The organism is Actinomadura physcomitrii (genome assembly GCF_008923205.2).
GTDB lineage: Bacteria > Actinomycetota > Actinomycetes > Streptosporangiales > Streptosporangiaceae > Spirillospora > Spirillospora physcomitrii.
The window spans coordinates 20,155-39,885 of sequence record NZ_WBMS02000055.1; the positions used below are offsets into that span (position 1 = coordinate 20,155).

Annotated in this window: 20 protein-coding genes and 1 pseudogene; 9 read left to right on the forward strand and 12 right to left on the reverse strand. The window is 76.1% G+C overall.

The genetic code is table 11. From position 1 onward, the window contains the following. Positions 1 to 3: 3 nt before the first annotated feature. Positions 4 to 375 carry a VOC family protein gene (locus tag F8568_RS41185; protein ID WP_151599383.1) on the reverse strand — a complete coding sequence of 124 codons (372 nt, stop codon included), beginning with the start codon at positions 373 to 375 and terminating at the stop codon, positions 4 to 6. Positions 376 to 838: 463 nt separating this feature from the next. Here F8568_RS41185 and F8568_RS41190 point away from each other — a divergent pair, with 463 nt between their 5' ends. After that, positions 839 to 1,384, forward strand: coding sequence for a hypothetical protein (locus F8568_RS41190; RefSeq protein WP_151599385.1), 546 nt, complete (start codon positions 839 to 841; stop codon positions 1,382 to 1,384). 22 nt (positions 1,385 to 1,406) lie between these two features. Here F8568_RS41190 and F8568_RS41195 read toward each other — a convergent pair whose 3' ends face one another. Beyond that, the gene (locus F8568_RS41195; protein ID WP_151599387.1) at positions 1,407 to 1,877 is read right to left on the reverse strand and encodes a PPOX class F420-dependent oxidoreductase; all 471 of its coding nucleotides are present in this window, start codon (positions 1,875 to 1,877) and stop codon (positions 1,407 to 1,409) included. Positions 1,878 to 1,979: 102 nt separating this feature from the next. On the opposite strand from F8568_RS41195, the gene F8568_RS41200 reads away from it, so the two are divergent. Next, the gene (locus F8568_RS41200) at positions 1,980 to 2,765 is read left to right on the forward strand and encodes an SDR family NAD(P)-dependent oxidoreductase (RefSeq protein WP_151599389.1); all 786 of its coding nucleotides are present in this window, start codon (positions 1,980 to 1,982) and stop codon (positions 2,763 to 2,765) included. 22 nt (positions 2,766 to 2,787) lie between these two features. Here the strand turns inward: F8568_RS41200 and F8568_RS49070 are convergent, their stop codons facing one another. The 7 genes from F8568_RS49070 to F8568_RS41235 form a co-directional block, all read right to left on the reverse strand. After that, entirely contained in the window at positions 2,788 to 2,967 is a 180-nt protein-coding gene (locus tag F8568_RS49070) for an SLOG cluster 4 domain-containing protein (protein ID WP_160573944.1), read from the reverse strand. 6 nt (positions 2,968 to 2,973) lie between these two features. Next, positions 2,974 to 3,273: a 4a-hydroxytetrahydrobiopterin dehydratase gene (locus F8568_RS41210; RefSeq protein WP_151599392.1), complete on the reverse strand. Its 300-nt coding sequence runs from the start codon at positions 3,271 to 3,273 to the stop codon at positions 2,974 to 2,976. 74 nt (positions 3,274 to 3,347) lie between these two features. Beyond that, positions 3,348 to 5,423 carry an ArnT family glycosyltransferase gene (locus tag F8568_RS41215; protein ID WP_151599394.1) on the reverse strand — a complete coding sequence of 692 codons (2,076 nt, stop codon included), beginning with the start codon at positions 5,421 to 5,423 and terminating at the stop codon, positions 3,348 to 3,350. Between the two features lie 17 nt (positions 5,424 to 5,440). Further along, positions 5,441 to 7,579 (reverse strand): mannosyltransferase YkcB-related protein, encoded by a 2,139-nt coding sequence (locus F8568_RS41220; protein WP_151599396.1) that lies wholly within the window; start codon positions 7,577 to 7,579, stop codon positions 5,441 to 5,443. After that, complete coding sequence (locus F8568_RS41225; RefSeq protein ID WP_151599398.1) at positions 7,576 to 9,003, reverse strand: bifunctional glycosyltransferase family 2/GtrA family protein; 1,428 nt, start codon at positions 9,001 to 9,003, stop codon at positions 7,576 to 7,578. Before F8568_RS41225 ends, F8568_RS41220 begins: the two co-directional genes overlap by 4 nt. Positions 9,004 to 9,091: 88 nt before the next feature. After that, positions 9,092 to 10,627, reverse strand: a complete 1,536-nt coding sequence (locus tag F8568_RS41230) for a HAMP domain-containing sensor histidine kinase (protein ID WP_328601261.1) — start codon at positions 10,625 to 10,627, stop codon at positions 9,092 to 9,094. After that, a complete protein-coding gene (locus tag F8568_RS41235; protein WP_151599400.1) occupies positions 10,624 to 11,361 on the reverse strand; it encodes a response regulator transcription factor in 738 nt (245 codons plus the stop codon). The genes F8568_RS41230 and F8568_RS41235 overlap by 4 nt, the downstream gene beginning before the upstream one ends. A gap of 345 nt (positions 11,362 to 11,706) precedes the next feature. On the opposite strand from F8568_RS41235, the pseudogene F8568_RS49075 reads away from it, so the two are divergent. Further along, positions 11,707 to 11,886: pseudogene (locus tag F8568_RS49075) on the forward strand (IS200/IS605 family accessory protein TnpB-related protein); the annotation flags it as partial. Positions 11,887 to 11,967: 81 nt separating this feature from the next. Here F8568_RS49075 and F8568_RS49080 read toward each other — a convergent pair. Beyond that, the gene (locus tag F8568_RS49080; RefSeq protein WP_236009995.1) at positions 11,968 to 13,263 is read right to left on the reverse strand and encodes a hypothetical protein; all 1,296 of its coding nucleotides are present in this window, start codon (positions 13,261 to 13,263) and stop codon (positions 11,968 to 11,970) included. Between the two features lie 297 nt (positions 13,264 to 13,560). Here F8568_RS49080 and rsgA point away from each other — a divergent pair, with 297 nt between their 5' ends. Continuing rightward, on the forward strand, positions 13,561 to 14,646 hold the full coding sequence (rsgA, locus tag F8568_RS49085) for a ribosome small subunit-dependent GTPase A (protein WP_236009993.1): 1,086 nt from the start codon (positions 13,561 to 13,563) through the stop codon (positions 14,644 to 14,646). After that, entirely contained in the window at positions 14,643 to 14,912 is a 270-nt protein-coding gene (locus F8568_RS50795) for a GNAT family N-acetyltransferase (protein ID WP_202125949.1), read from the forward strand. The genes rsgA and F8568_RS50795 overlap by 4 nt, the downstream gene beginning before the upstream one ends. Before the next feature lie 58 nt (positions 14,913 to 14,970). Here the strand turns inward: F8568_RS50795 and F8568_RS41250 are convergent, their stop codons facing one another. Together F8568_RS41250 and F8568_RS41255 are read right to left on the reverse strand one after the other, a co-directional pair. Then, entirely contained in the window at positions 14,971 to 15,828 is an 858-nt protein-coding gene (locus tag F8568_RS41250; protein ID WP_151599404.1) for an ABC transporter permease, read from the reverse strand. Then, the gene (locus F8568_RS41255) at positions 15,825 to 16,835 is read right to left on the reverse strand and encodes an ATP-binding cassette domain-containing protein (protein WP_151599406.1); all 1,011 of its coding nucleotides are present in this window, start codon (positions 16,833 to 16,835) and stop codon (positions 15,825 to 15,827) included. Before F8568_RS41255 ends, F8568_RS41250 begins: the two co-directional genes overlap by 4 nt. A 118-nt stretch (positions 16,836 to 16,953) precedes the next feature. Here F8568_RS41255 and F8568_RS50025 point away from each other — a divergent pair, with 118 nt between their 5' ends. The 4 genes from F8568_RS50025 to F8568_RS41275 all read left to right on the forward strand — a co-directional run bounded on the left by F8568_RS50025 (position 16,954) and on the right by F8568_RS41275 (position 19,706). Then, positions 16,954 to 17,676, forward strand: a complete 723-nt coding sequence (locus tag F8568_RS50025; protein WP_151599408.1) for a TetR/AcrR family transcriptional regulator — start codon at positions 16,954 to 16,956, stop codon at positions 17,674 to 17,676. Between the two features lie 96 nt (positions 17,677 to 17,772). Then, the gene (locus F8568_RS41265) at positions 17,773 to 18,219 is read left to right on the forward strand and encodes a helix-turn-helix domain-containing protein (protein WP_202125950.1); all 447 of its coding nucleotides are present in this window, start codon (positions 17,773 to 17,775) and stop codon (positions 18,217 to 18,219) included. Beyond that, a complete protein-coding gene (locus tag F8568_RS41270) occupies positions 18,212 to 18,580 on the forward strand; it encodes a DUF4180 domain-containing protein (protein WP_151599410.1) in 369 nt (122 codons plus the stop codon). The genes F8568_RS41265 and F8568_RS41270 overlap by 8 nt, the downstream gene beginning before the upstream one ends. Before the next feature lie 421 nt (positions 18,581 to 19,001). After that, entirely contained in the window at positions 19,002 to 19,706 is a 705-nt protein-coding gene (locus F8568_RS41275) for an iron-containing redox enzyme family protein (protein WP_160573946.1), read from the forward strand. Positions 19,707 to 19,731: the final 25 nt, after the last annotated feature.

The following is a 19,731-nucleotide window of genomic DNA, read 5'->3' on the forward strand; positions in this document are numbered from 1 at the left end:
CGGCTACTGGCTGCGCAGGCAGACGCAGAACGGGTGCCCGGCGGGGTCGGTCAGCACCCGCCAGCGGTCGCCGCCCGGCTGGAAGCCGGGCCTGGCGCCGCCGAGCTCGGTGACCCGCGCCTCGGCCTTGTCGAGGTCGTCGACGTAGAAGTCGAGGTGGTACTGCTGGGGGCGCTCGCCGGTCGGCCAGGTCGGCGCCTTGTGGCCGGAGACGCCCTGGAAGTAGAGGTTCTGCCCGCCCGGCAGGGCGGCGGCCGCCGCCTCGGGGGTGTCGAAGGTAACCTCGCCGCCGGTGAGCGCCGCGTAGAACGCCGAGAGCTTCGGCGGTTCGGGGCAGTCGATGTTGACGGCGATGAACTCGGCGATACCGGTCATGTATGTGCTCCTTGGTCGTTCTCGGTCGATGCGTCACAGCCTTCCAGGAGAGACTGACATCTTCTGTCAGGTACCGCGGAGAAGATCGTCCGCGGCGGCCGGGGACGCGCCGAAACCCCTTTGCGGCATCGCCTGCCGCGGTGCTTTGATCGCGCGGTGTTCATGACGGCCTTCCTACGCGAGTTCAGGACGTGGAACCGGACCTGCGACTTCGACGACCCCGTCCTGCGCGACGCCTACGCGGCGATAGGCGCCGCGACGACACCGGCGCGGTTCGAGGCGGCGTTCCTGGTGCTGCTGCGCAGCGACGACACCGTCGCGATCGGTGCCGCGCTGGACTTCTACGACCGGGCGCAGGCGACCAGCCGGTTCGGCGAGGACATGTGCCGCGGGCCGCGCTTCTACGCCCCACCGCGCCCGCCTCGAACGTTTCGTCGCTTCGTGGACGCAGGACCGTCCGCCCTTGGCCGTCCAGGAGGCGCTGTCGGAGGGCCGGCACAGCCTGCACTGGACCGGCCACGAACTCGACGCCCCGAGGCTGCGCGAGGCGCACCGGCAGCTGCGCTCGCCCACCAGAGAGGCGGCCCACCGCGAGGCGTTCCGCACCCTGCTGCACAGCGGCCGGACCGCGGCGGTCGGGATCGCCCTGGACCATTTCACCATGCCCGACGGCCTGTCCCGCTTCGGCCTGGACGGTGAGCGCTACACCGCCGACGTCCTGAGGCTCGCCCGCCACCTGCTGGGCCTGCCGCCGGGCGACGACGGCGCGGTGCACGCCAGCGCCTTGGAGGTGCTCGCGGAGCCCGCCGACGCCCCGCTGATCGCCGACACCCTGCTCGGCACACCCGCGCTGACCAGCGCCGTGCACGCCGCCGGACGCATGACGGCCGCGGCGTGCCCGCTCATGGCGGACCACCCCGCGCGGCGCCGGTGCGGCCCGGCGAAGCGACGACCCGCGCGCGGCCGGCGGCGCGGGCGAGGGGCGGGCGCGGGCGGGGTGATCCGCTGATGAGGGACGCGGTCGGGGCGGGTCAGTCGGCGGGGGCGAGGCGGGCGGGGAAGCCGCCGGTGGCGATGGGGCCCCAGCGGTCGATGGTGACGCGGATGAGGGACTTGTCCTGGCGGCGCATCGCCTCGCGGTACTCCTCCCAGTCGGGGTGCTCGCCGGCGATGCACCGGTAGTAGTCGACCAGGGCGTCGGCGGCCTCGGGCATGTCGAGGACCTCGGCGGTCCCGTCGACCTGCACGTAGGGGCCGTTCCAGTCGTCGGACAGCACGCACAGCGACACCCGCGCGTCGCGGCGGGCGTTGCGGGCCTTGGCGCGCTCGGGGTAGGTGGACACCACCAGGCGCCCTTCGCCGTCGACGCCGCAGGTGACCGGCGACAGCTGCGGGCGGCCGTCGGAGCGGGCGGTGGCGATCAGGGCGCGGTGCCGGGGCCGCAGGAACTCCAGCAGTTCGGAGCGTTCGACGCGGTTCGCGGTGGCGATCGAAGGAGCCATGGTCCCACCTTAGGGACGGCGCGGCGGGCGCCCGCCGCCGCCCCGCGCGATGATCGCCGGGCGGTCCTCAGGGCTTCGGCGCCCCCCGTTAGGCTCTCGTACATGATCGATCAGACGGCGTCGTACCTGTCCGGGCTGTTCTCGCTGGCCGGCCGGACGGCGGTGGTGACCGGCGGCAGCTCGGGGATCGGGCGGGCGATCGCGGTGGCGCTGGCGCGGGCGGGCGCGTCGGTCGTGGTGGTGGCGCGCCGCGAGGCCGAGCTCGCCGGCACCGTCGGCGAGCTGGAGGCGCACGGGTGCCGGGCGGCGTGGGTCAGCGCCGACCTGGCCTCCCGCGCCGGCGTCGCCGCCGCCGCGCGCGCCGCGGTGGAGCCGTTCGGGGAGCCGGACGTGCTGGTCAACGCCGCCGGGATCAACCTGCGGCCGCCGATGGACGAGCTCGGCGAGGACGTGTGGGACGCGACGATGGCGGTGAACCTGGACGCCCCGTTCCTGCTCGGGCAGCGGTTCGGGCCGGGAATGGCCGAACGCGGCTACGGGCGGCTGATCCACATCGCCTCGCAGCAGGCGTTCCGCGCGTTCGTCACCAGCGGCGCCTACGGGGTGTCCAAGGCGGGGCTGGTCGCGCTGGCCCGCTCGCAGGCGGAGGCGTGGTCGGCGCGCGGCGTCACCGCCAACACCCTGGTCCCCGGTTTCGTGCTGACGCCGCTGAACGCGCGGCTGCAGGACGACCCGGCGCGGGTGCGGGCGCTCGCCGCGCGCACGATGACCGGCCGCAACGGCCTGGCCGAGGACTTCGCGGGCGCGGCGGTGTTCCTGGCCTCCCCGTCGGCGTCCTACGTCACCGGGCAGGCGATCTTCGTGGACGGCGGCTTCTCCGTCCACTGACCCGCCCCCGGGCGCGGGCGGGTCAGCCCCACAGGCCGGTGGCCCGGACGGCGCCGGCCGCGGCGGCGGCCATGACGCCGCCGTGCCCGCCGCAGGTCACCACGGCGCCGCGGCCGGCGAGCAGCCGCCCGGTCTCGTGCGCGCGGTTCCGGTCGCGTCCGGTGCACTCGGCCGGGCCGCACACCGCCACCTGGACGGCCACGGCGCGTTACCGGGCGCCGTGCCGGCCGGCGACCCGGTCGATCACGGCGGCGAGGTCGAAGTCCTTGCCGGTCAGGCCGCCGGCGCTGTGGGTGGTCAGCGCGAACCTCAGCGTCCGCCACCGGATGTCGATGTCGGGGTGGTGGCCGGCGTCCTCGGCGGCGCGGGCGACCTCGTCCACCACCGCGATGCCCGCCAGGAACGAGGGCGCCTGCACCTCCCGGCGGATCTCGTCGCCGTTCCTGGTCCATCCGGGCAGGTCGCGCAGGCGGTCGGCGACGGCGGCGTCGTCGAGCGTGTCGGCCATCGTGGTCCCTTCCTCGTCCGTCGGGCGCTGCGGTCTGCTGTCCCGAGTACATCACGGCCGCCTCCCGGAACGGGTCACATGGTCGCGCCGGACGACAGGTCGTACAGGGTCGTGCCGCCGACGGAGACGGCCGTGAACGTCGCCGCGACCCACGCGCTGATCTTCTGCGCGTCGTCGCTGCCGCTGCCGCCGCCACGGCCCGTCATCGTCCCGCCTCCGCCGACGAAGTAGTGGATCTTGCCCTGGCGGACGAGGCGCTGGAATCGCGCGAGGGTCGGCGCGGGGTCGGTGCCGTTGAACCCGCCGACCGCCATGACCGGCTCGCCGGTCGCGAGCTGGTAGCCGGCGGCGGTGTTGGACCCGACGGCCGCGGCCGCCCAGGTGTAGGAGCCGGCTCCGGCCTTGAGCGCGGCGGTGGCCTGCGCGCTCGGCGTCGCGGCGGTCAGCAGCCCGCCGGGGCCGCCGCCCGCGCCGCCGGGGCGGCCGCCGCCGAACCCGCCGCCCGGCGCCCCTTGCCGTGCGGCGCCCGGAACCCCGCCTGGGCCGCCGGGCTGCGCACCGCCCTGCGGCGGCGCGAGACCCCGGCCGCGGTTCCAGCCGCCCCCGGCCCGGCCGGGCCCGCCGCCCGGCCCGCCGCGTCCGGGACCGAACCCGCCGGACGCGGCGGGACCGGCGGTGACGATCGACCCCGAGTGCGGGGTGGCGGCCGTGTCGAGTGCGTACGCGGCGGGGCCGGCCAGCGACGCGGCGACGGCCGGCACCAGCACGGCGGCCAGCAGCGGGCCGCGCAGCAGCCGGACGCCGGCCAGCGCGGCGCCCGCGAGCAGCCCCACGACGACGATCACCGGGCCGAGCCAGGAGTGCCAGCCGGGGCTGCGGCCCAGCAGCACGTAGGCCCACACGGCGGTGACGGCGACCGTCACCGACAGGAACGCCGCGCCCTCGGTGGTGCGGCGCCGCTCCCACAGCAGCGCGGCGCCGATGCCGGTGAGCGCGGCGACGGCGGGCGCCAGCGCCACGGTGTAGTACTCGTGGAAGATCCCCTGCATCTCGCTGAAGACGGCGCCGGTGAGCAGCAGCCAGCCGCCCCACACCAGCAGCGCGGCGCGGGCGGGGTCGGTGCGGGGCGCGCGGCGGGTGGCCCACAGCCCGGCGGCCAGCAGGACCAGCGCGGCGGGCAGCAGCCAGGAGATCTGGCCGCCGATCGCGGCGCCGAACATCCGCCCGATCCCGGCGTCCTGGTTGAGGTTGCCCAGGCCGCCGGTCTCCTCGCCGTTGAGGCGGCCGATGCCGTTGTAGCCGAGGGCCAGTTCCAGGACGGAGTCGTGCTGGGATCCGCCGATGTAGGGGCGGGACGAGGCGGGCACCAGCGCGACGGCCAGCACCCACCAGCCCGCGGACGCCACCAGCGCGGCGCCGGCCGGCACCAGCTGCCACAGCCGCCGCCGCACCGGCGCGGGCGCGGTGACCAGGTACACCAGCGCGAGCACCGGCACGACCAGGAACGCCTGCAGCATCTTGGCCAGGAACCCGGTGCCGACGCAGGCGCCGGCCACCACCAGCCAGCGGGTGCTCGCGTTCTCCTGGGCGCGCAGTGCGGCGTAGGCGCCGGCGGTCAGCAGCAGCACCAGCAGCGCGTCGGGGTTGTTGAACCGGAACATCAGCACCGCGACCGGGGTGAGGGCCAGCGACGCCCCGGCCAGCAGCCCCGCCCAGGCGGGGAACCGGCGGCGGACCGCGGCGTACAGGGTCGCGACGGTGGCGACGCCCATCAGCGCCTGCGGCACCAGGATGCTCCAGGCGTTCACCCCGAAGATCCGTGCGGCGATCTCCATGGGCCACAGCGCGGCGGGCGTCTTGTCGACGGTGATGGCGTTGGCGGCGTCGGAGGAGCCGAAGAAGAACGCCTTCCAGCTGGTGGCGCCGGCCTGGACGGCGGCGGAGTAGAACGCGTTGGCCCATCCGGACGCGCCGAGGCCCCACAGGTACAGCACGGCGGTCGCGGCGAGCAGGGCCAGCAGCGCGGGCCGCGCCCACGCGGGGTCGCGGCCGGGGCCGCGCCACAGGCGGCGCAGGAGCCGGCGGGGACGGCCTCCCCACCCGCCCGGGGTGCGGCGGGCGGGCGGGGAGGCCTGGATCGTGGAGGTCATCGTGGATATCCCAGGGGTCAGCCGAGCTTGTACAGCTGGGCGCCGGTGGTGCCGGTCGACGAGGAGGCGCCGCCGTATTCGGCGGGCTTGACCGGGGTGCCGTTCTTCTGCACCCAGGCGGTGACGGAGGCGTCGCCGCCGCCGGGTCCCATGCCGCCGCCGAGCAGGATGTAGCGCAGCCTGCCGTCCTTGACGTAGCGCTGCAGTTTGGCGACGGTCATCGCCGGGTCGGAGCCGGTGAAGCCGCCCATCGCGATGACGGGCCGTCCGGTGCTGAGGATGATCGAGCTGGCGGACTGGGCGCTGGAGACCGCCACCAGCCAGGTCGCGCTTCCCTGGTTCTTCTCCAGGTAGGAGATCATCTGGGTGCTGACCTCGCCGCCGGGGCCGCCGCCGAAGCCGCCGCGTCCGCCGCCGGGCCGCTGGGCCCGGTCGCCGCGCGACCACGGCATCTGCCCGCCGCCGGGCCGGATGCCCTCGCCGGCGGCCGCCTGCCCGCCGGGGTTCTGGCCGCCGGGCGCGCCGCCGGGGGACCCGCCCGGCATCCGGCCGCCGGGGAAGCCGCCCCTGAACCCGCCGGGAGCGCCGCCGGGTCCTCCGCGCATGCCGCCGGGCCCGCCGAATCCGGTGGACGGACCGGCCTGCGGGTTGGTGCCGTTGGAGGCGGTGGACGCGGCCGACACCGCGTACGCGCCCGGCCCGGCGAGCGCCGCGACGGCGGCCAGGGCGGCGCCGGCGACGGCGGCGCGGGTCCCGGCGCGGCGGACGAGGCGGCCGAGCAGCAGCCCGGCGGCCGAAAGGACCGCCGCGGCGGCGATCGTCCAGCGCAGCCACGGATGCCACGACGGGGTGCGGTCCAGCAGCGTGAACGCCCACGCGCCGGTGACGGCGAGGGCGGCGGACAGCACCAGCGTCCACGCCCACGACCCGCGGGCGGTGCGGCGGCCCGCCGCGAACAGCAGGACGGCGCCGGCTCCGGTGAGCGCGGCGATCGCGGGGCCGAGCGCGGTGGTGTAGTAGGGGTGGAAGGTGCCTTCGGCGAAGCTGAAGATGACGTAGTGGACGGCGAGCCATCCGCCCCACAGCAGCAGCGCGGCGCGGGCCGGGTCGGTGCGGGGCCGCCGGCGCAGCAGCAGCAGGCACGCGGCCAGCGCGATGACCGCGAACGGGATCAGCCAGGAGATCTGGCCGCCGACGATGTCGTTGAACAGCCGCCCGGCGCCGGACTGGCCGCCGAACGAGGCGCCGCCTGCGCCGGGCCCGCCGCGTCCGCCTCCGGGCCCGTTGTTCTCGCCGAACACGCGGCCGAGGCCGTTGTAGCCGATGACCAGGTCCCACACGGTCCCGTCGGTGCTGCCGCCGATGTAGGGCCGCTTGCCGGCGGGGACGGCGTCGACGATCAGCATCCACCAGCCCGACGACACCGCGAGCACGGCGCCGGCGGCGGCCAGGTGCGCCAGGCGCCGCACGACCGGCGGCCGCGCCGCGATCAGGTAGGCCAGCGCGAACGCGGGGACGACCAGGAACGCCTGCAGCATCTTGGTGTTGAAGCCGCAGCCGACCAGGAACGCCGACAGCAGCAGGGGCCGCAGCCGCCCGGTCTCGACGGCGCGCTGGCACGCCCATGCGGCGGCGACCAGCAGCAGCACCAGCAGGGTGTCGGGGTTGTTGTCGCGGTCGATCGCGACGGTGATCGGGGTGAGGGCCAGCACGGCGGCGGCGATGAGCGCGGCGGGGTGCCCGAACGCGCGGCGGACGGCGGCGTGCAGGACCGCCACGGCGGCGACGCCCTCCAGGACCTGCGGAAGCAGCAGCGCCGGGGTGCCGAACCCGATGGCGCGGGCGAACAGCTCCTGCGCCCACAGCGCCATCGGCGGCTTGTCGACGGTGATGTAGTCGCCGGCGTCCAGGGAGCCGAAGAAGAACGCCTTCCAGCTCTGGGTGCCGCTCTTGACGGCGGCGGAGTAGTAGCTGTTGGCGTAGCCGCCGGAGCCGAGGTCCCAGGCGTACAGGGCGGCGGCGAGAGCCAGTACCGCCCACAGGGCGGGGCGGGACCAGGCGGGGTCGTCGGGGCCGCCGAGCAGGAGCCGGCGGATCCGGCCCCGGGGGGCGGGCGCCGCGGTCCCGGCGGGCGGGGCGGGGAGCGTCTGGGTCATGGCCGGTTCCCTCCGGTCTCCTCGGCGGCCGGCGCGCGGCCGTCCAGGGAGATCGCGACATCGGTGCGGGCGTCTGGGCAGGTCGTCGGGCGGGTGCCCGGGCGGCTGTCGGGGCGGCTGTCGGGGCGGGGGGCGCCGGCGTGCGGGGAGCCGGCGCCTTCCGCTGGGTCCCCGAGGCGGCGGGGGTGGAAGATCCAGGCACGCATCAGCAGGAACCGCACCAGGGTGGCGACGGCGTTGGCGGCGATGAGCGCGGCGACCTCGACGGCGCGGGACGCGCCGGGCGCGGCGGCGTGCAGCAGCGCCAGCCCGCCGGTGGACAGCGCCAGGCCGAGCAGGAACGCCGCGCCGCCTTCGAGCTGCTGGCGCAGCGCGCGGCGGGTCCCGGTGACGCCGAAGGTGAAGCGCCGGTTGGCGGCGGTGTTGCCGACGGTGGTGACCACCAGCGAGGCCGCGTTGGCCCACAGCGGGCCCATGACCAGCCGCAGCAGCACGAACAGGACCAGCTGCGCCAGGGTGCTGACGGCGCCGATGACGGCGAAGGCGGGCAGCTGCCGCGCCATCCCGGCGGGCAGCGCGGCGCCGCCCTCGGCGCCCCCCTCGCCGCCCGGGGCGGGGCGGCGGCCGACGGGGGCGCGGAACGCGCCGGTGAGCATGCGGCGGGCGACGCGGGCCATGCCGCGCAGGTCGTCGCGGGCGGTGCGGACGACGTCGACGCGGGAGTCGGGGTCGTCGACCCAGTCGACGGGGACCTCGTGGATGCGCAGCCCGTTGCGTTCGGCCAGCAGCAGCAGCTCGGTGTCGAAGAACCACTCCTCGTCCTCCACCGACGGCAGCAGCGCCTGCACGATCTCGGTGCGGGCGGCCTTGAAGCCGCACTGGGCGTCGGAGAAGCGGGCGGCCAGTGCGGTGCGCAGCAGCAGGTTGTAGCAGCGGGAGATGACCTCGCGGCGGGGGCCGCGCACCACCGCCGAGCCGCGGGTGAGCCGGGACCCGATCGCCAGGTCGCTGTGCCCGGAGATCAGCGGCGCGACCAGCGGCAGGAACGCGTCCAGGTCGGTGGACAGGTCCACGTCCATGTAGGCGACGACGTCGGCGTCGCTGGTGCTCCACACGTGCCGCAGGGCGCGGCCGCGTCCCTTGCGCTCCAGGTGGACGGCGGTGACGCGGTCCAGCCGCGCCGCCAGCTCCCGCGCGGCCCGCCAGGTGCCGTCGGTGCTGGCGTTGTCGGCGATGGTGATGCGGAACGGGTAGGGGAAGGTGTCGGCGAGATAGGCGTGCAGGCGCCGCACGCTGGCCGCCAGGACGCGTTCCTCGTTGTAGACGGGGATGACCACCTCGACCAGCCTGCCCCGCCCGCCGTGGTCGTGCACGGGCGGGGGCGGCCCGGCGGGCGTGCCCCGTTCGGTGACAAGGTGACTCATGGGACCGAGGTTGGGGGCCGGGTGTGGGAAGCCCCTGAGCCGTGGATGAACGCGGTATGAGAAAAACCCGCCCGGGCGCCGGGCGGGTTCAGTCGCGGGGGGCGCCGGTGCCGGGGAGGCGGACGCGGGCCAGGGCGCCGCCGCCGGCGGCGGGTTCCAGGGCGACGGTGCCGCCCATCTCCCCGACGACGCGGGCGACGATCGACAGGCCGAGCCCGGAGCCGGGCAGGCTGCGCGCCGACGGCGACCGCCAGAACCGCTCGAACACGTGCGGCAGGTCGGCGGCGGGGATGCCGGGTCCGTGGTCGCGGACGGTGAGCTCCCCGCCGGCGAGGGCGACGGTGACGGTCCCGGCGGGCGGGGAGAACTTCACGGCGTTGTCCAGCAGGTTCACCACGGCGCGTTCCAGCGAGGCGGGGTCGCCCCGCACGTACCAGGGCCGGGTGTCGGCCCGCACGGTCAGGCCGGGGCCGCGCAGCCGGGCGCGCTGCACGGCGCGGTCGACCACCTCGTGGAGCGCGACGGTCTGAAGGACCGGTTCGGCCTCGTCGGGCCGGGCGAGTTCGAGCAGGTCCCCGACCAGGCTGGACAGCTCCTGCATCTGCGCCTTGACGCTGACCAGCAGGTTGTGGCGGGCGGCGGCGGGCAGGTCGCGGCCGGTGGCCTCGGCGCGCAGCAGCAGGTCGATGTTGGTGCGCAGGCTGGTGAGGGGGGTGCGCAGCTCGTGCCCGGCGTCGGCGATGAGCTGCTGCTGGCGTTCCCGGGAGGCGGCCAGCGCGCTGGTCATGGCGTTGAAGGAGCGGCTGAGCCGGGCGATCTCGTCGGTGCCCTCGGCGGGGATGGGGGTGGCGAGGTCCTCGGTGCGGGCGATGTGCTCGACGACGCCGGTCAGCTCGTCGACGGGCCGCAGCGACGCGCGGGCGATCATCAGGCCGGCGGCGGCCGACACCAGCACGCCGAGCGCGGTGACGGCGACCAGCAGCAGCGCCAGGTTGTCCAGCGGCCCTTCGACCTCGTCCAGGGACAGCGCGACCGACACCGCGATGGGGGTGCCGTCGTCGGTGTGCGCGGGGAAGGTGAGGACCCGCACGTCCTCGGTCCTGCCGCTCGCGTTGACGCCGGTGCCGTCGTGCAGGGCGCGGTCGCCGCCGCCGCGGGCGACGGCGGCGTCGGCGGCGGTGATCTTCAGCGACCCGGCGTCGGGGACGGTGCAGGGCCGCCCCTGCGCGTTGATCACCTGGACGATCTCGTAGGGGCCGAACCCCCGGCCGTCGCCGGTGCCGGTGCTGGCCTCGGCGCGGCAGTCCAGCAGCGCGGCCTCGATCTGGCGGCCCAGCATCCGCTGGACGCCGCGGCCCGGCCCGCCGGGGCCTTCGGGCGAGCCGGGGCCCTCGGGGCCGGGCGGGGCGCCGGCGGACGCGCCGAGCCGCCGGTCCAGCTCGTGGTAGAGCTGGTTGCGGGTGAGGTACCAGCCGGCGGCGGCGCACACCGCGACGGCGAGCGCGACGGCGAGCGCGGTGAGCAGCGCCATCCGGGCCCGCAGCGTCAGCCGCCGGGTCAGCCGCCGGGTGACCGGCGGGCGGCGGGGCGGGCGCGCCGCGCCGGGGCGCCGCCCTGCGGTCACGGGGACGCCGCCGTCCGCAGGACGTAGCCGACGCCGCGGACGGTGTGCACCAGCCGCGGCATCCCGCCGGCCTCGGTCTTGCGCCGCAGGTACATCACGTACACGTCCAGGGAGTTGGAGGCCGGTTCGAAGTCGAAGCCCCAGACGGTCTCCAGGATCTGCTCGCGGGTGAGGACCTGGCGGGGGTGGGCCAGGAACATCTCCAGCAGCATGTACTCGGTGCGGGTGAGGGCGAGCGGCCGCCCGGCGCGGGTGACCTCGCGGGTGAGGGTGTCCATCCGCAGGTCGTCGAAGGCCAGGACGTCCTCGCGGCGGGCGTCGGCGCGGGTGTCGGCGTTCATCGCGGTGCGGCGCAGCAGGGCCCGCACGCGCGCCAGCAGCTCGTCCAGCTCGAACGGTTTGGCGAGGTAGTCGTCGGCGCCGGCGTCCAGGCCGGTGACGCGGTCGCCGACCATGTCGCGGGCGGTGAGCATCAGCACCGGCATGGTGGCGCCGGCGGCGCGCAGCCGCCGGCAGGTGGTCAGGCCGTCCATCCGCGGCATCAGCACGTCCAGCACGACCAGGTCCGGGGGTTCGGCCTCGAGGCGTTCCAGGGCCATGACGCCGTCGGCGGCCTCGGCGACCCGGTAGCCCTCGAACTGCAGGCTGCTGGACAGCGACTCGCGGACGGCGGGCTCGTCGTCGACGATCAGTATCCGGGCGGCGGGCGCCGCCTGCGGGGTGCCGGGCTCCATGCACTCACCGTAAACAGCGCCGGTGAGGGCTCCGTCCGCGGGCGGACGTTTCTCATGAATCTTTCAGCTTCCTTCTTGCGAGGAACCCCGGTCGTCCAGGGCCGGGAGGAATCGCTTACCTCGCCTGCGGCGCGCCGGCGCCGCTGGTCCGGTCATCGCCGGCCGTTAGTGGACCGGGGCATCGCGAATCTGGCCACCACCAGCGACGGTGACAACCATTCCGGGCGGCGGCTGGACCGCTACCGCCGCTGGCAGGCCCGCAAGAAGGCCGAGATCCAAGCCGCAAGGACACGCTCGGCCGAGCAGCTGCTCAAGAAGCGTGCACGCCGTGAGTCGCGGCACGCCATGCACGTCAACCACCGGATTTCCAAGACGGTCGTTGCTGTCGCCCAACGCACCGAACGCGGCATCGCCCTGGAACAGCTGCAGGGGATCCGCGAGCGGGTCACGGTTCGACGCGACCAGCGAGCACGACTGTCGTCCTGGCCGTTCCACCAGCTCGGCGCGTTCATCGCCTACAAGGCGCGCCGTGCCGGGCCCTTTCGGGACCGAGCCAACAAGCTCGTCCCTCAGGGCCGAGTAGTTGACGAAGTTCTGAGCGCGGCTTCAGCGGGCCGGTGCGGCGCCGGGGTCGTCGGTCGCGTCGGCCCAGGGGTCGCGGCCCGCCTCGGCGGTGACGGTCTCGGCGCGCACGGTACCGGCACCGGTTTCGGTGCCGGTGGTGCCGGTGGTGGCGCGGACGGCGGCGGGGCCGGGCGCGGGGCGGGTCGCGGTGACCCAGGTGGTGCGGGCCACGTCCACCACGACGTCGCGGGCGACGTCCAGGACCATGTCGCGCAGCACGTCCTTCATCGCGATCTTCAGGGCCTCGCGGAGCAGGTCGGCCATGACGGCCTCGATCGCGGCGGTCGCGGCCTGCGCGGCGGCGCGGACGGCCAGGTCGCGGGCGGTGCGGGCGAACGCGCCGCCCGCGGCGGCGGCCAGCAGCCCGCTCGCCGAGCGGGCGGCGCCGCGCGCGCCGGTGCGCTCGGCGAGGTCGCGGCCCGCCTCGGCGGCGGCGCCGGCGATCGGGGTGAGCTCGGCGGCGATCGCGGTGAGCTCGGCGGAGCCGCGGGCGCGCTCGCGCAGCGCGGCGGCCAGGTCCCGGGCGGCCTCGCGGGCGGTCTGGCGGACGACGCGGCCGACGATGTCGCGGCCGGCCACGAGCGCGGCGTCGACGGCCGCGTCGGCGACGGCGTCGATCGCGGCGTCCACGACGGCGCGGGTGGCGGCCTGCACGGCGGGCGAGGCCGCGGCGCTGGTCATGGCGGTGGTCATGGTGCGGCCCGCCATGTCCAGCGCGGTGGCGGTGGCGGCCCGGGCGAGGGGGCTGCGGGCGGCCAGGCGGCGCGCGGCGACCGCCATGGGGTGCTGGGCGGCCTGCTCGGCGAGGGTCATCGCGGCGGTGGCGGCCTCGAGCGCGGGCGCGGTGGCGGGGTTGGCCTCGGCGGCGGCGCGGGCCTCGCGCACGGCCTTTTCCGCGGCGGCCGAGGCGGCCTTGACGGCGGCGTCGCGGGCGGCGTTCTCCACGGCCCGCATCACCGGGGTGCCGGCCATCTGCTCGACGATGCGGGCCGCGGCGAGGGACGCGGCGTCGCGGGCGGCGTGCCGGACGGGTTCGCCGGCGGTGGCGGCCAGGCGGGCGGCGCCGCCGGCGACGGGCGCGAGCCCGTTCCACAGCTCTTCGAGCCGCTCGGCGGCGGCCCGGTCGGCGCGTTCGGCGAGGCGCCGCTCCTGCGCGCGCGTGCCGAGCCGGTCCCGCTCGGGCCGGTCCCGCTGCTCGGGCGGGCTGTGCCGGTGCGGTTCCGGTTCGTGCGGCCGCCGGTCCCGCCGGTCCCTTTCGTCCACGGTCACGTCCCCCATCACGCTCCGCCGCCTCAAATCACCATACTTTCCGTTTACCCGTTCCACTCCCCTTCGCCCGCGGAGCCGGGCGCCCGCGGGCGCGGACGGGGGTTGTTAAAGGCGTGGCCGGGGCGCGGGGCGGGCGGGGCGGGGGGGGGCCGGAACCGCAAGGGGGGTGAGGTCGCATGGCCGTCGTTGCGGTCGCTGCTGCGCGCAGCAGCCAGATCGTCCTCATTCCCCGGGCCTCCGGCTGACCCCGGTCCGTCTCGTCCGGCGCGCTCGCCGGGGCCCCTTCATGCAAAGGGTTCCATTCCGTTGTCTTCTTTCGACGGGTCTTCTCCTCTGTCCGCCTACGGCTGGGACGAGACCCTGAACGAGTTGTTCCTTGCGCACCGCGCGGCCGGGCTGGTGCCGGCGCGGGTCGCCGCGGTGGACCGCGGCCTGTGCGACGTGGTGACCGAGTCGGGTCCGGGCCGGGCGTCGGCCGGGCCGCTCGCCTCACCGGGCGATCCGGCGGCGGCGCCGTGCACGGGCGACTGGGCGGCGCTGCGCCCCGACGGCCCGGGCGGGCGCCCGGTGCTGGCGGCGCTGCTGCCGCGCCGCACCGCGATCGTCCGGTCGTCGGCGGCGCGGGACTCGCGCGGCCAGGTGCTGGCCGCCAACGTCGACACCGTCGCTGTCGCGGTGCCGCTGGTGCCCGACCCTGATCTCGGGCGGCTGGAGCGGCTGCTGGCGCTGGCGTGGGAGAGCGGCGCGCGGCCGGTGGTGGTGCTCACCAAGGCCGACCGGGCCGCCTCGCCCGCCGGCGCGCAGGCCGACGTCGCCGCCGCCGCGCCGGGCGTGGAGGTGGTGGCGTGCAGCGCCGCGACCGGCGACGGCGTCGACGCGGTCGCGGCGGTGCTGTCGGGGACGGTGGTGCTGGTCGGGCCGTCCGGGGCGGGCAAGTCCACGCTCGGCAACGCGCTGCTGGGCACCGGCGCGCTGGCCACGGGCGAGGTCCGCGCGTCCGACGGCAAGGGCCGGCACACCACCGTGCGGCGCGAGATGCTGCCGCTGCCGGGCGGCGGCGTCCTGATCGACACGCCGGGGCTGCGGGGCGTCGGGCTGTTCGACGCCGGCGGCGGGCTGCGGCGGGCGTTCGCCGACATCGAGGAGCTGGCCGCCGGCTGCCGGTTCGGCGACTGCGCGCACCGCACCGAGCCGGGCTGCGCGGTGCTGGCCGCCGTCGCCGGCGGGTCGCTCGCGCGGCGGCGGCTGGACAGCTACCGCAAGCTGCAGCGGGAGAACGCGTGGATCGCCTCGCGGACCGACGCGCGGCTGCGCGCCGAGCAGCGCGACAAGTGGAAGGCCGTCAGCCGGTGGCAGCGGCGGATGTACAAGGAGCGGGGGCGGGACCGGTGAGCGGGCGCTTCAGGACGCGGCCGGAGACCGCCGCGGACGCGCCGGCGGTGCGGCGGGTGCTGCAGGCGGCGTTCCCGACCGCCGGGGAGGCCGACCTGGTGGACGCGCTGCGCCGGGACCCGGCGTGGCTGCCGGGCCTGTCGGTCGTGGCCGTGGACGCCGGCGGGCGCGTCGCCGGGTACGCGCTGATGGCGCTGGTGCTGGGCGGCGGGGGCGACCCGGTGCCGTCCGGTGTGATCGCGTACGCGGCGCCGTTCGGGGTGTGAGCGTGCGGGCCGCGCCCCCGCCCCGGGGGGGGCGCGGCCCGCACGGTCGCGGGCGCGGTCAGCGGCCGCGGCGCTGGAAGGTGCGGACCGCCAGCGGCGCGAACACCGCGATCAGCGCGATCGACCACAGCAGCGTCGCGGTGACCGGGTGCGCGAGGGGCCAGGCGAGGCCGGCGTGGGCGGTGGGCGCGCCGGGGTTGCCGAACAGCTGCCGGCAGGCGGCGGTGGCGGCGCTGACGGGGTTCCAGTCGGCGAGGGCGCGCAGCCACGCCGGCATCCCGCCGGTGGGGACGAAGGAGTTCGACAGCATCGTCACCGGGAACACCAGCGGGACGAACTGGTCGGCGGTCTGCTCGTTGCGCACCACCAGCCCGAGGTAGCAGCCGGCCCAGCTGAGGCCGTGCCGCAGCAGCGCCAGCAGCAGGAACGCCTCGGCGGTCGGCCACGGGCCGCGGTGCGCGCGCCATCCGACGACCAGCCCGGTCACGGCCATGATCGCCAGGGTGAGGACGCCGTTGAGCACGTCGGCGCCGGCCTGCCCGAACGGGACGGCCGAGCGCGCCATCGGCATGGCGCGGAACCGGTCCATGACGCCGCGGGAGGCGTCGGCGGCGACCCGCATGGTGACGGCCATGACGGAGGTGAACGACACCATGACGAACAGGCCGGGCATCAGGTACTCGCGGTAGTTGCCGCCGCCGGGGACGGCGATGGCGCTGCCGAACACGTACCCGAACAGCACCACCATGACGGCGGGGAAGACCAGCGCGGTGATCAGCTCGCCGGGTTCCCGGCGCAGCCGGCTCAGCTCGCGGCCGACGAGGGTGAGGCCGTCGGCGGCGGTCCAGCGCAGCCGCGCCGCCAGGGGCGGGCGGGCGGCGGCGGGCACGGGGGCGGTCGGGGCGGGGGCGGTCATCGGACGGTCTCCTTCTGGCGGCCGGTCGGGTTCTCGGCCCCGGGGTCGTCGGCCGTGGGCTGGTCGGCGGGTGCGGGGCCGCGGCCGGTGAGGCGCAGGAACACCTCGTCGAGGGTGGGGCGGCGCAGGCCGACGTCCTCGGCGGTGACGCCGGCGCGGTCGAGTTCGCGGACGACGTCGGCGAGCCGGACGGCGCCGCGGGTGAGCGGCACGGTCAGCCGCGCGCCGTCCAGGTCGGGGTGGGCGCCGGCGAGGCCGGCCAGGACGCGGGCGGCCGCGCCGGCCTCGGCGGGGTCGGCGAGGGCGACGTCGAGCCGGTCGCCGATGGAGGCCTTGAGCTGGTCGGGGGTGCCTTCGGCGATGACGCGGCCGTGGTCGACGACGACGACGTCGTCGGCGAGCCGGTCGGCCTCGTCCAGGTACTGGGTGGTGAGCAGGACGGTGGTGCCGTCGGCGACCAGGCCGCGCACGGCGTCCCAGATCTCGCCGCGGCTGCGCGGGTCCAGGCCGGTGGTGGGCTCGTCCAGGAACAGCACCCGGGGCCGCAGGATGAGGCTGGTGATCAGGTCCAGGCGGCGGCGCATGCCGCCGGAGTAGCCGTGCACCGGCCGGTCGGCGGCCTCCATCAGCCCGAAGCGCTCCAGCAGCTCGTCGGCGCGGCGGCGGGCCTGGCGGCGGGGCAGGTGGTATAGGCGCCCGAACATGCGCAGGTTGCCGCGTCCGGTGAGCTTCTCGTCGACGGCGGCGTACTGGCCGGCCAGGCCGATGGCGGCGCGGACCCGGTCGGGTTCGGCGGCGACGTCGTGGCCGGCGACGCGGGCGCGGCCGGAGTCGGCGTCGGCGAGGGTCGAAAGGATCCGCACGGCGGTGGTCTTGCCGGCGCCGTTGGGGCCGAGCAGCCCGCAGACGGTGCCGGGGGCGACGGCCAGGTCGAGGCCGTCCAGTGCCTTGGTGCCGCCGTAGCGCTTGTGCAGCGCCTCGGCCGACACGATCGGTTCGTCCGGCATCTCCGCCTCCATTGGGTACGCCGTACGCGGTTGGGGTGACGCCAGGTTAAACAACCGGGTACGATGTACGCAACTGGGATCGCGGCAGGAGGTCCCGCGGCGCGGCGGAGGGAGCACGGTGGCGGACGCCGGATCGGCCGACCAGGCGGTCAGCATCTTCGCGGTACCCGAACGGCAGGGCCGGGGCCCGCGGCCCGCCTACAGCCGCGCGCAGATCACCGAGGCGGCGGTGCGGATCGCCGACACCGACGGGCTGGAGGCGGCGTCGATGCGGCGGATCGCCGCCGACCTCGGCACCGGCGCGATGTCGCTGTACCGCTACGTCCCCTCGCGCGACGACCTGATCGAGCTGATGTACGACCACGTCGTCGGCACCCTGCGGGTCCCGGACCGGCCGACCGGCGACTGGCGCGCCGACCTGGCGCTGGTCGCCCGCAACACCCGCGAGATGCTGCTGGCGCACCCGTGGGCGGCCGACCTGCGCCGCGCCCGGCCGACGTTCGGCCCGAACCAGCTGCGGGTCCTGGAGTTCGGCTACGGCGCGCTGGACGTCGGCATCCCGGTCGACGACATCATCACGCTGGTGAACCTGTTGAACGGCTACGTCGTCACCACCGTCCGCGCCGAGATCGAGCGCGAGCGCGAGCGGCGCCGCACGGGCATGACCGCGCAGGACCTGATGCGCCGGCACTCCCCCTACGTCCAGCAGCTCCTGGACGCCGGCGAGCACCCGATGTTCGCCCGGGTGGTGAAGGACGCGGCGCTGCCGCACATGTCCCCGGAGGACCAGTTCGCCTACGGCCTGGAACGCGTCCTGGACTGCATCGCCTCCTGCCTGTGACGCGCACCTGACGCGCGCCCGCCCCACCCTTTTCGTCACTCGTTTGCGTTCCGCAAACTTCCCTATCGTTTCCTATATAGGGTAGTTTGCGGAGTGATGGATGAGCGGATGTACTCGGTGGAGGAGGTCGCGGACCTTCTCGGGCTGCACGTGCGGACGGTGCGCGGCTACATCCGGGCCGGGCGGCTGGAGGCGGTGCGGATCGGCAAGCAGTACCGGATCTCCGCGGCGGCGCTGGAGGCGCTGACCGGGCGTCCCCGCCCGGCGCAGGACGGCCCGGCCGGGGGGCGGGCGGAGGCGTCGAGCATCGTGCAGGTCGACGGGGTCGGCCGCACCGCCGCCGACCGGCTCGCCACCGTCGTGCTGGCCGGGGTGAGCACCGGGCGCGGCGGCGGGGGCGCGGTGCGGGTGCAGACCGTCCACGACGAGGAGCGCGGGCGCATGAAGATCGTGGTGCTGGGCGGGGTGGCCGCCACCGCGGAGGTGCTGCGGCTGATCGACGCCGTGCTGGACGGCGGGATCCTGGAGGACGGGGATGGCTGACGAGGTGCGGGAGCGGGCGGGCGTGCCGGTGCTGGTGTGCGACCCGGGCGGGCCGCCGGTGGCGAGCGGGCAGGACGCGCTCGACCTGATCGGCGCGGCGTTCGCGGGCGCGCGGGTGGTGGCGGTGCCGGCGGCGCGGCTGGACGGGCGGTTCTTCTCGCTCGGCACCGGCTTGGCGGGCGAGGTCATGCAGAGGTTCGTCAACTACCGGCTGCGGCTGGCGGTCGTCGGGGACCTCTCCGTGCACCTGGCGGCGAGCCCGGCGCTGCGGGCGCTGGTGCGCGAGTCGAACGCGGGCGGCCACGTCTGGTTCGTCGCCGACCTGCAGGAGCTGGACGACCGGCTGCGCACGGTGGCCTGACCGGCCGCGCGGCGGGGCGGGATGCCGTCTTTCGGGGACGGCGGCGGGTTCGGTGAGATTCTCACGTCCGGATCCGGCCATCGGGGCGGGGGTATCGGTCCCGGCGCCGGGGCGCGGGTGCGCGGCAGAAACGCACGGGGCGGGCGGTGCGCCGATAAAGCCGCAGCCCGTCCCGCCGGCGGCCGGGAAATACCATAGGGCGGCGCGGTCGTGCAAGGTGCCACGGCGGCAATGGCAATGGACCGGCGAAGGCGGTGGCGGGCGGGCGCGCAACGTCGGTTAGGTTCTGCAGTCAGCGCGTCGCATCGCGGGTCCGCGGGCCTTGGCCGCGGCGGTCCCGCCGGCGGGCGGTGAAGCGTCGAACCCCGCCTCGACGTGCGGCGATGACGGGCACGAAATGGCCGCAGATCATTGGAGAACCATGACCTCGCTCGCTGGATCCGCCGTATCGGCCGACCTCCTCGCCCATGCCCGGGCAACGCTGGACGACAGCGTGTTCTTTTCCGATCTGCGGACGGGAAAGGCTCCACAGGAAGTGGTCCGCGACGTTTTCGGGCAGTACTACCTGTGGCGCAACCAATTTCACCGGTGGCTGGGCGTCTGCGTGGTGAAGAGTCCGGCGTTCGGCACCGAGTTCGACGTCTCGCGGGTGCTGTCGGGGCTGGCCGGGCACCTGGAGGAGGAGGTCGGCGGCGACCATCACGGCCTGGCGGTGCGGATGCTGCGGGCGCTGGGGGTCGAGCGGCCGTCGGCGGTGGCGCCGCTGCCGGTGACCGCCGCCTACTGCGCCTCGTTCCCCGAGCGGTTCCTGGCGCCCGAGCGGGACGGCGCGCAGGCCGTCGCGGCGCTGGCGGGCCGCGAGATCGCCGCGCCCGTCCGCAACCGTGTCGTCATCGACGCCCTCGCCGCGCACTACGGCGTGTCGGCGGGGCTGGAGTTCCTCACCGTGCACGAGACCAAGGGCCCTGAGACGTTCGCGGCGCTGTGGGACGTGCTGGTCAACGGCTACTTCGCCGATGAGGCGCTGATGGTGGGGGCGGCGCGCCGGGAGATCGGCGAGCACGTGGCGTTCTGGGACGAGGTGTACGCGCAGCTGTCGCGCGCCCTCACCGCCGCCCCCGCCTGACGCCGCCGGCCCCCCGGGGGCCGCG

Excerpts from the sequence above, each read along its gene's own strand:
- F8568_RS41185 (WP_151599383.1), bottom strand. The coding sequence starts at position 375 with ATGACCGGTATCGCCGAGTTCATCGCCGTCAACATCGACTGCCCCGAA.
- F8568_RS41195 (WP_151599387.1), bottom strand. The coding sequence starts at position 1,877 with ATGGCTCCTTCGATCGCCACCGCGAACCGCGTCGAACGCTCCGAACTG.
- F8568_RS41200 (WP_151599389.1), top strand. The coding sequence starts at position 1,980 with ATGATCGATCAGACGGCGTCGTACCTGTCCGGGCTGTTCTCGCTGGCC.
- F8568_RS41210 (WP_151599392.1), bottom strand. The coding sequence starts at position 3,273 with ATGGCCGACACGCTCGACGACGCCGCCGTCGCCGACCGCCTGCGCGAC.
- F8568_RS41215 (WP_151599394.1), bottom strand. The coding sequence starts at position 5,423 with ATGACCTCCACGATCCAGGCCTCCCCGCCCGCCCGCCGCACCCCGGGC.
- F8568_RS41220 (WP_151599396.1), bottom strand. The coding sequence starts at position 7,579 with ATGACCCAGACGCTCCCCGCCCCGCCCGCCGGGACCGCGGCGCCCGCC.
- F8568_RS41225 (WP_151599398.1), bottom strand. The coding sequence starts at position 9,003 with ATGAGTCACCTTGTCACCGAACGGGGCACGCCCGCCGGGCCGCCCCCG.
- F8568_RS41235 (WP_151599400.1), bottom strand. The coding sequence starts at position 11,361 with ATGGAGCCCGGCACCCCGCAGGCGGCGCCCGCCGCCCGGATACTGATC.
- F8568_RS49080 (WP_236009995.1), bottom strand. The coding sequence starts at position 13,263 with ATGGGGGACGTGACCGTGGACGAAAGGGACCGGCGGGACCGGCGGCCG.
- F8568_RS41250 (WP_151599404.1), bottom strand. The coding sequence starts at position 15,828 with ATGACCGCCCCCGCCCCGACCGCCCCCGTGCCCGCCGCCGCCCGCCCG.
- F8568_RS41255 (WP_151599406.1), bottom strand. The coding sequence starts at position 16,835 with ATGCCGGACGAACCGATCGTGTCGGCCGAGGCGCTGCACAAGCGCTAC.
- F8568_RS41265 (WP_202125950.1), top strand. The coding sequence starts at position 17,773 with ATGGATGAGCGGATGTACTCGGTGGAGGAGGTCGCGGACCTTCTCGGG.
- F8568_RS41270 (WP_151599410.1), top strand. The coding sequence starts at position 18,212 with ATGGCTGACGAGGTGCGGGAGCGGGCGGGCGTGCCGGTGCTGGTGTGC.
- F8568_RS41275 (WP_160573946.1), top strand. The coding sequence starts at position 19,002 with ATGACCTCGCTCGCTGGATCCGCCGTATCGGCCGACCTCCTCGCCCAT.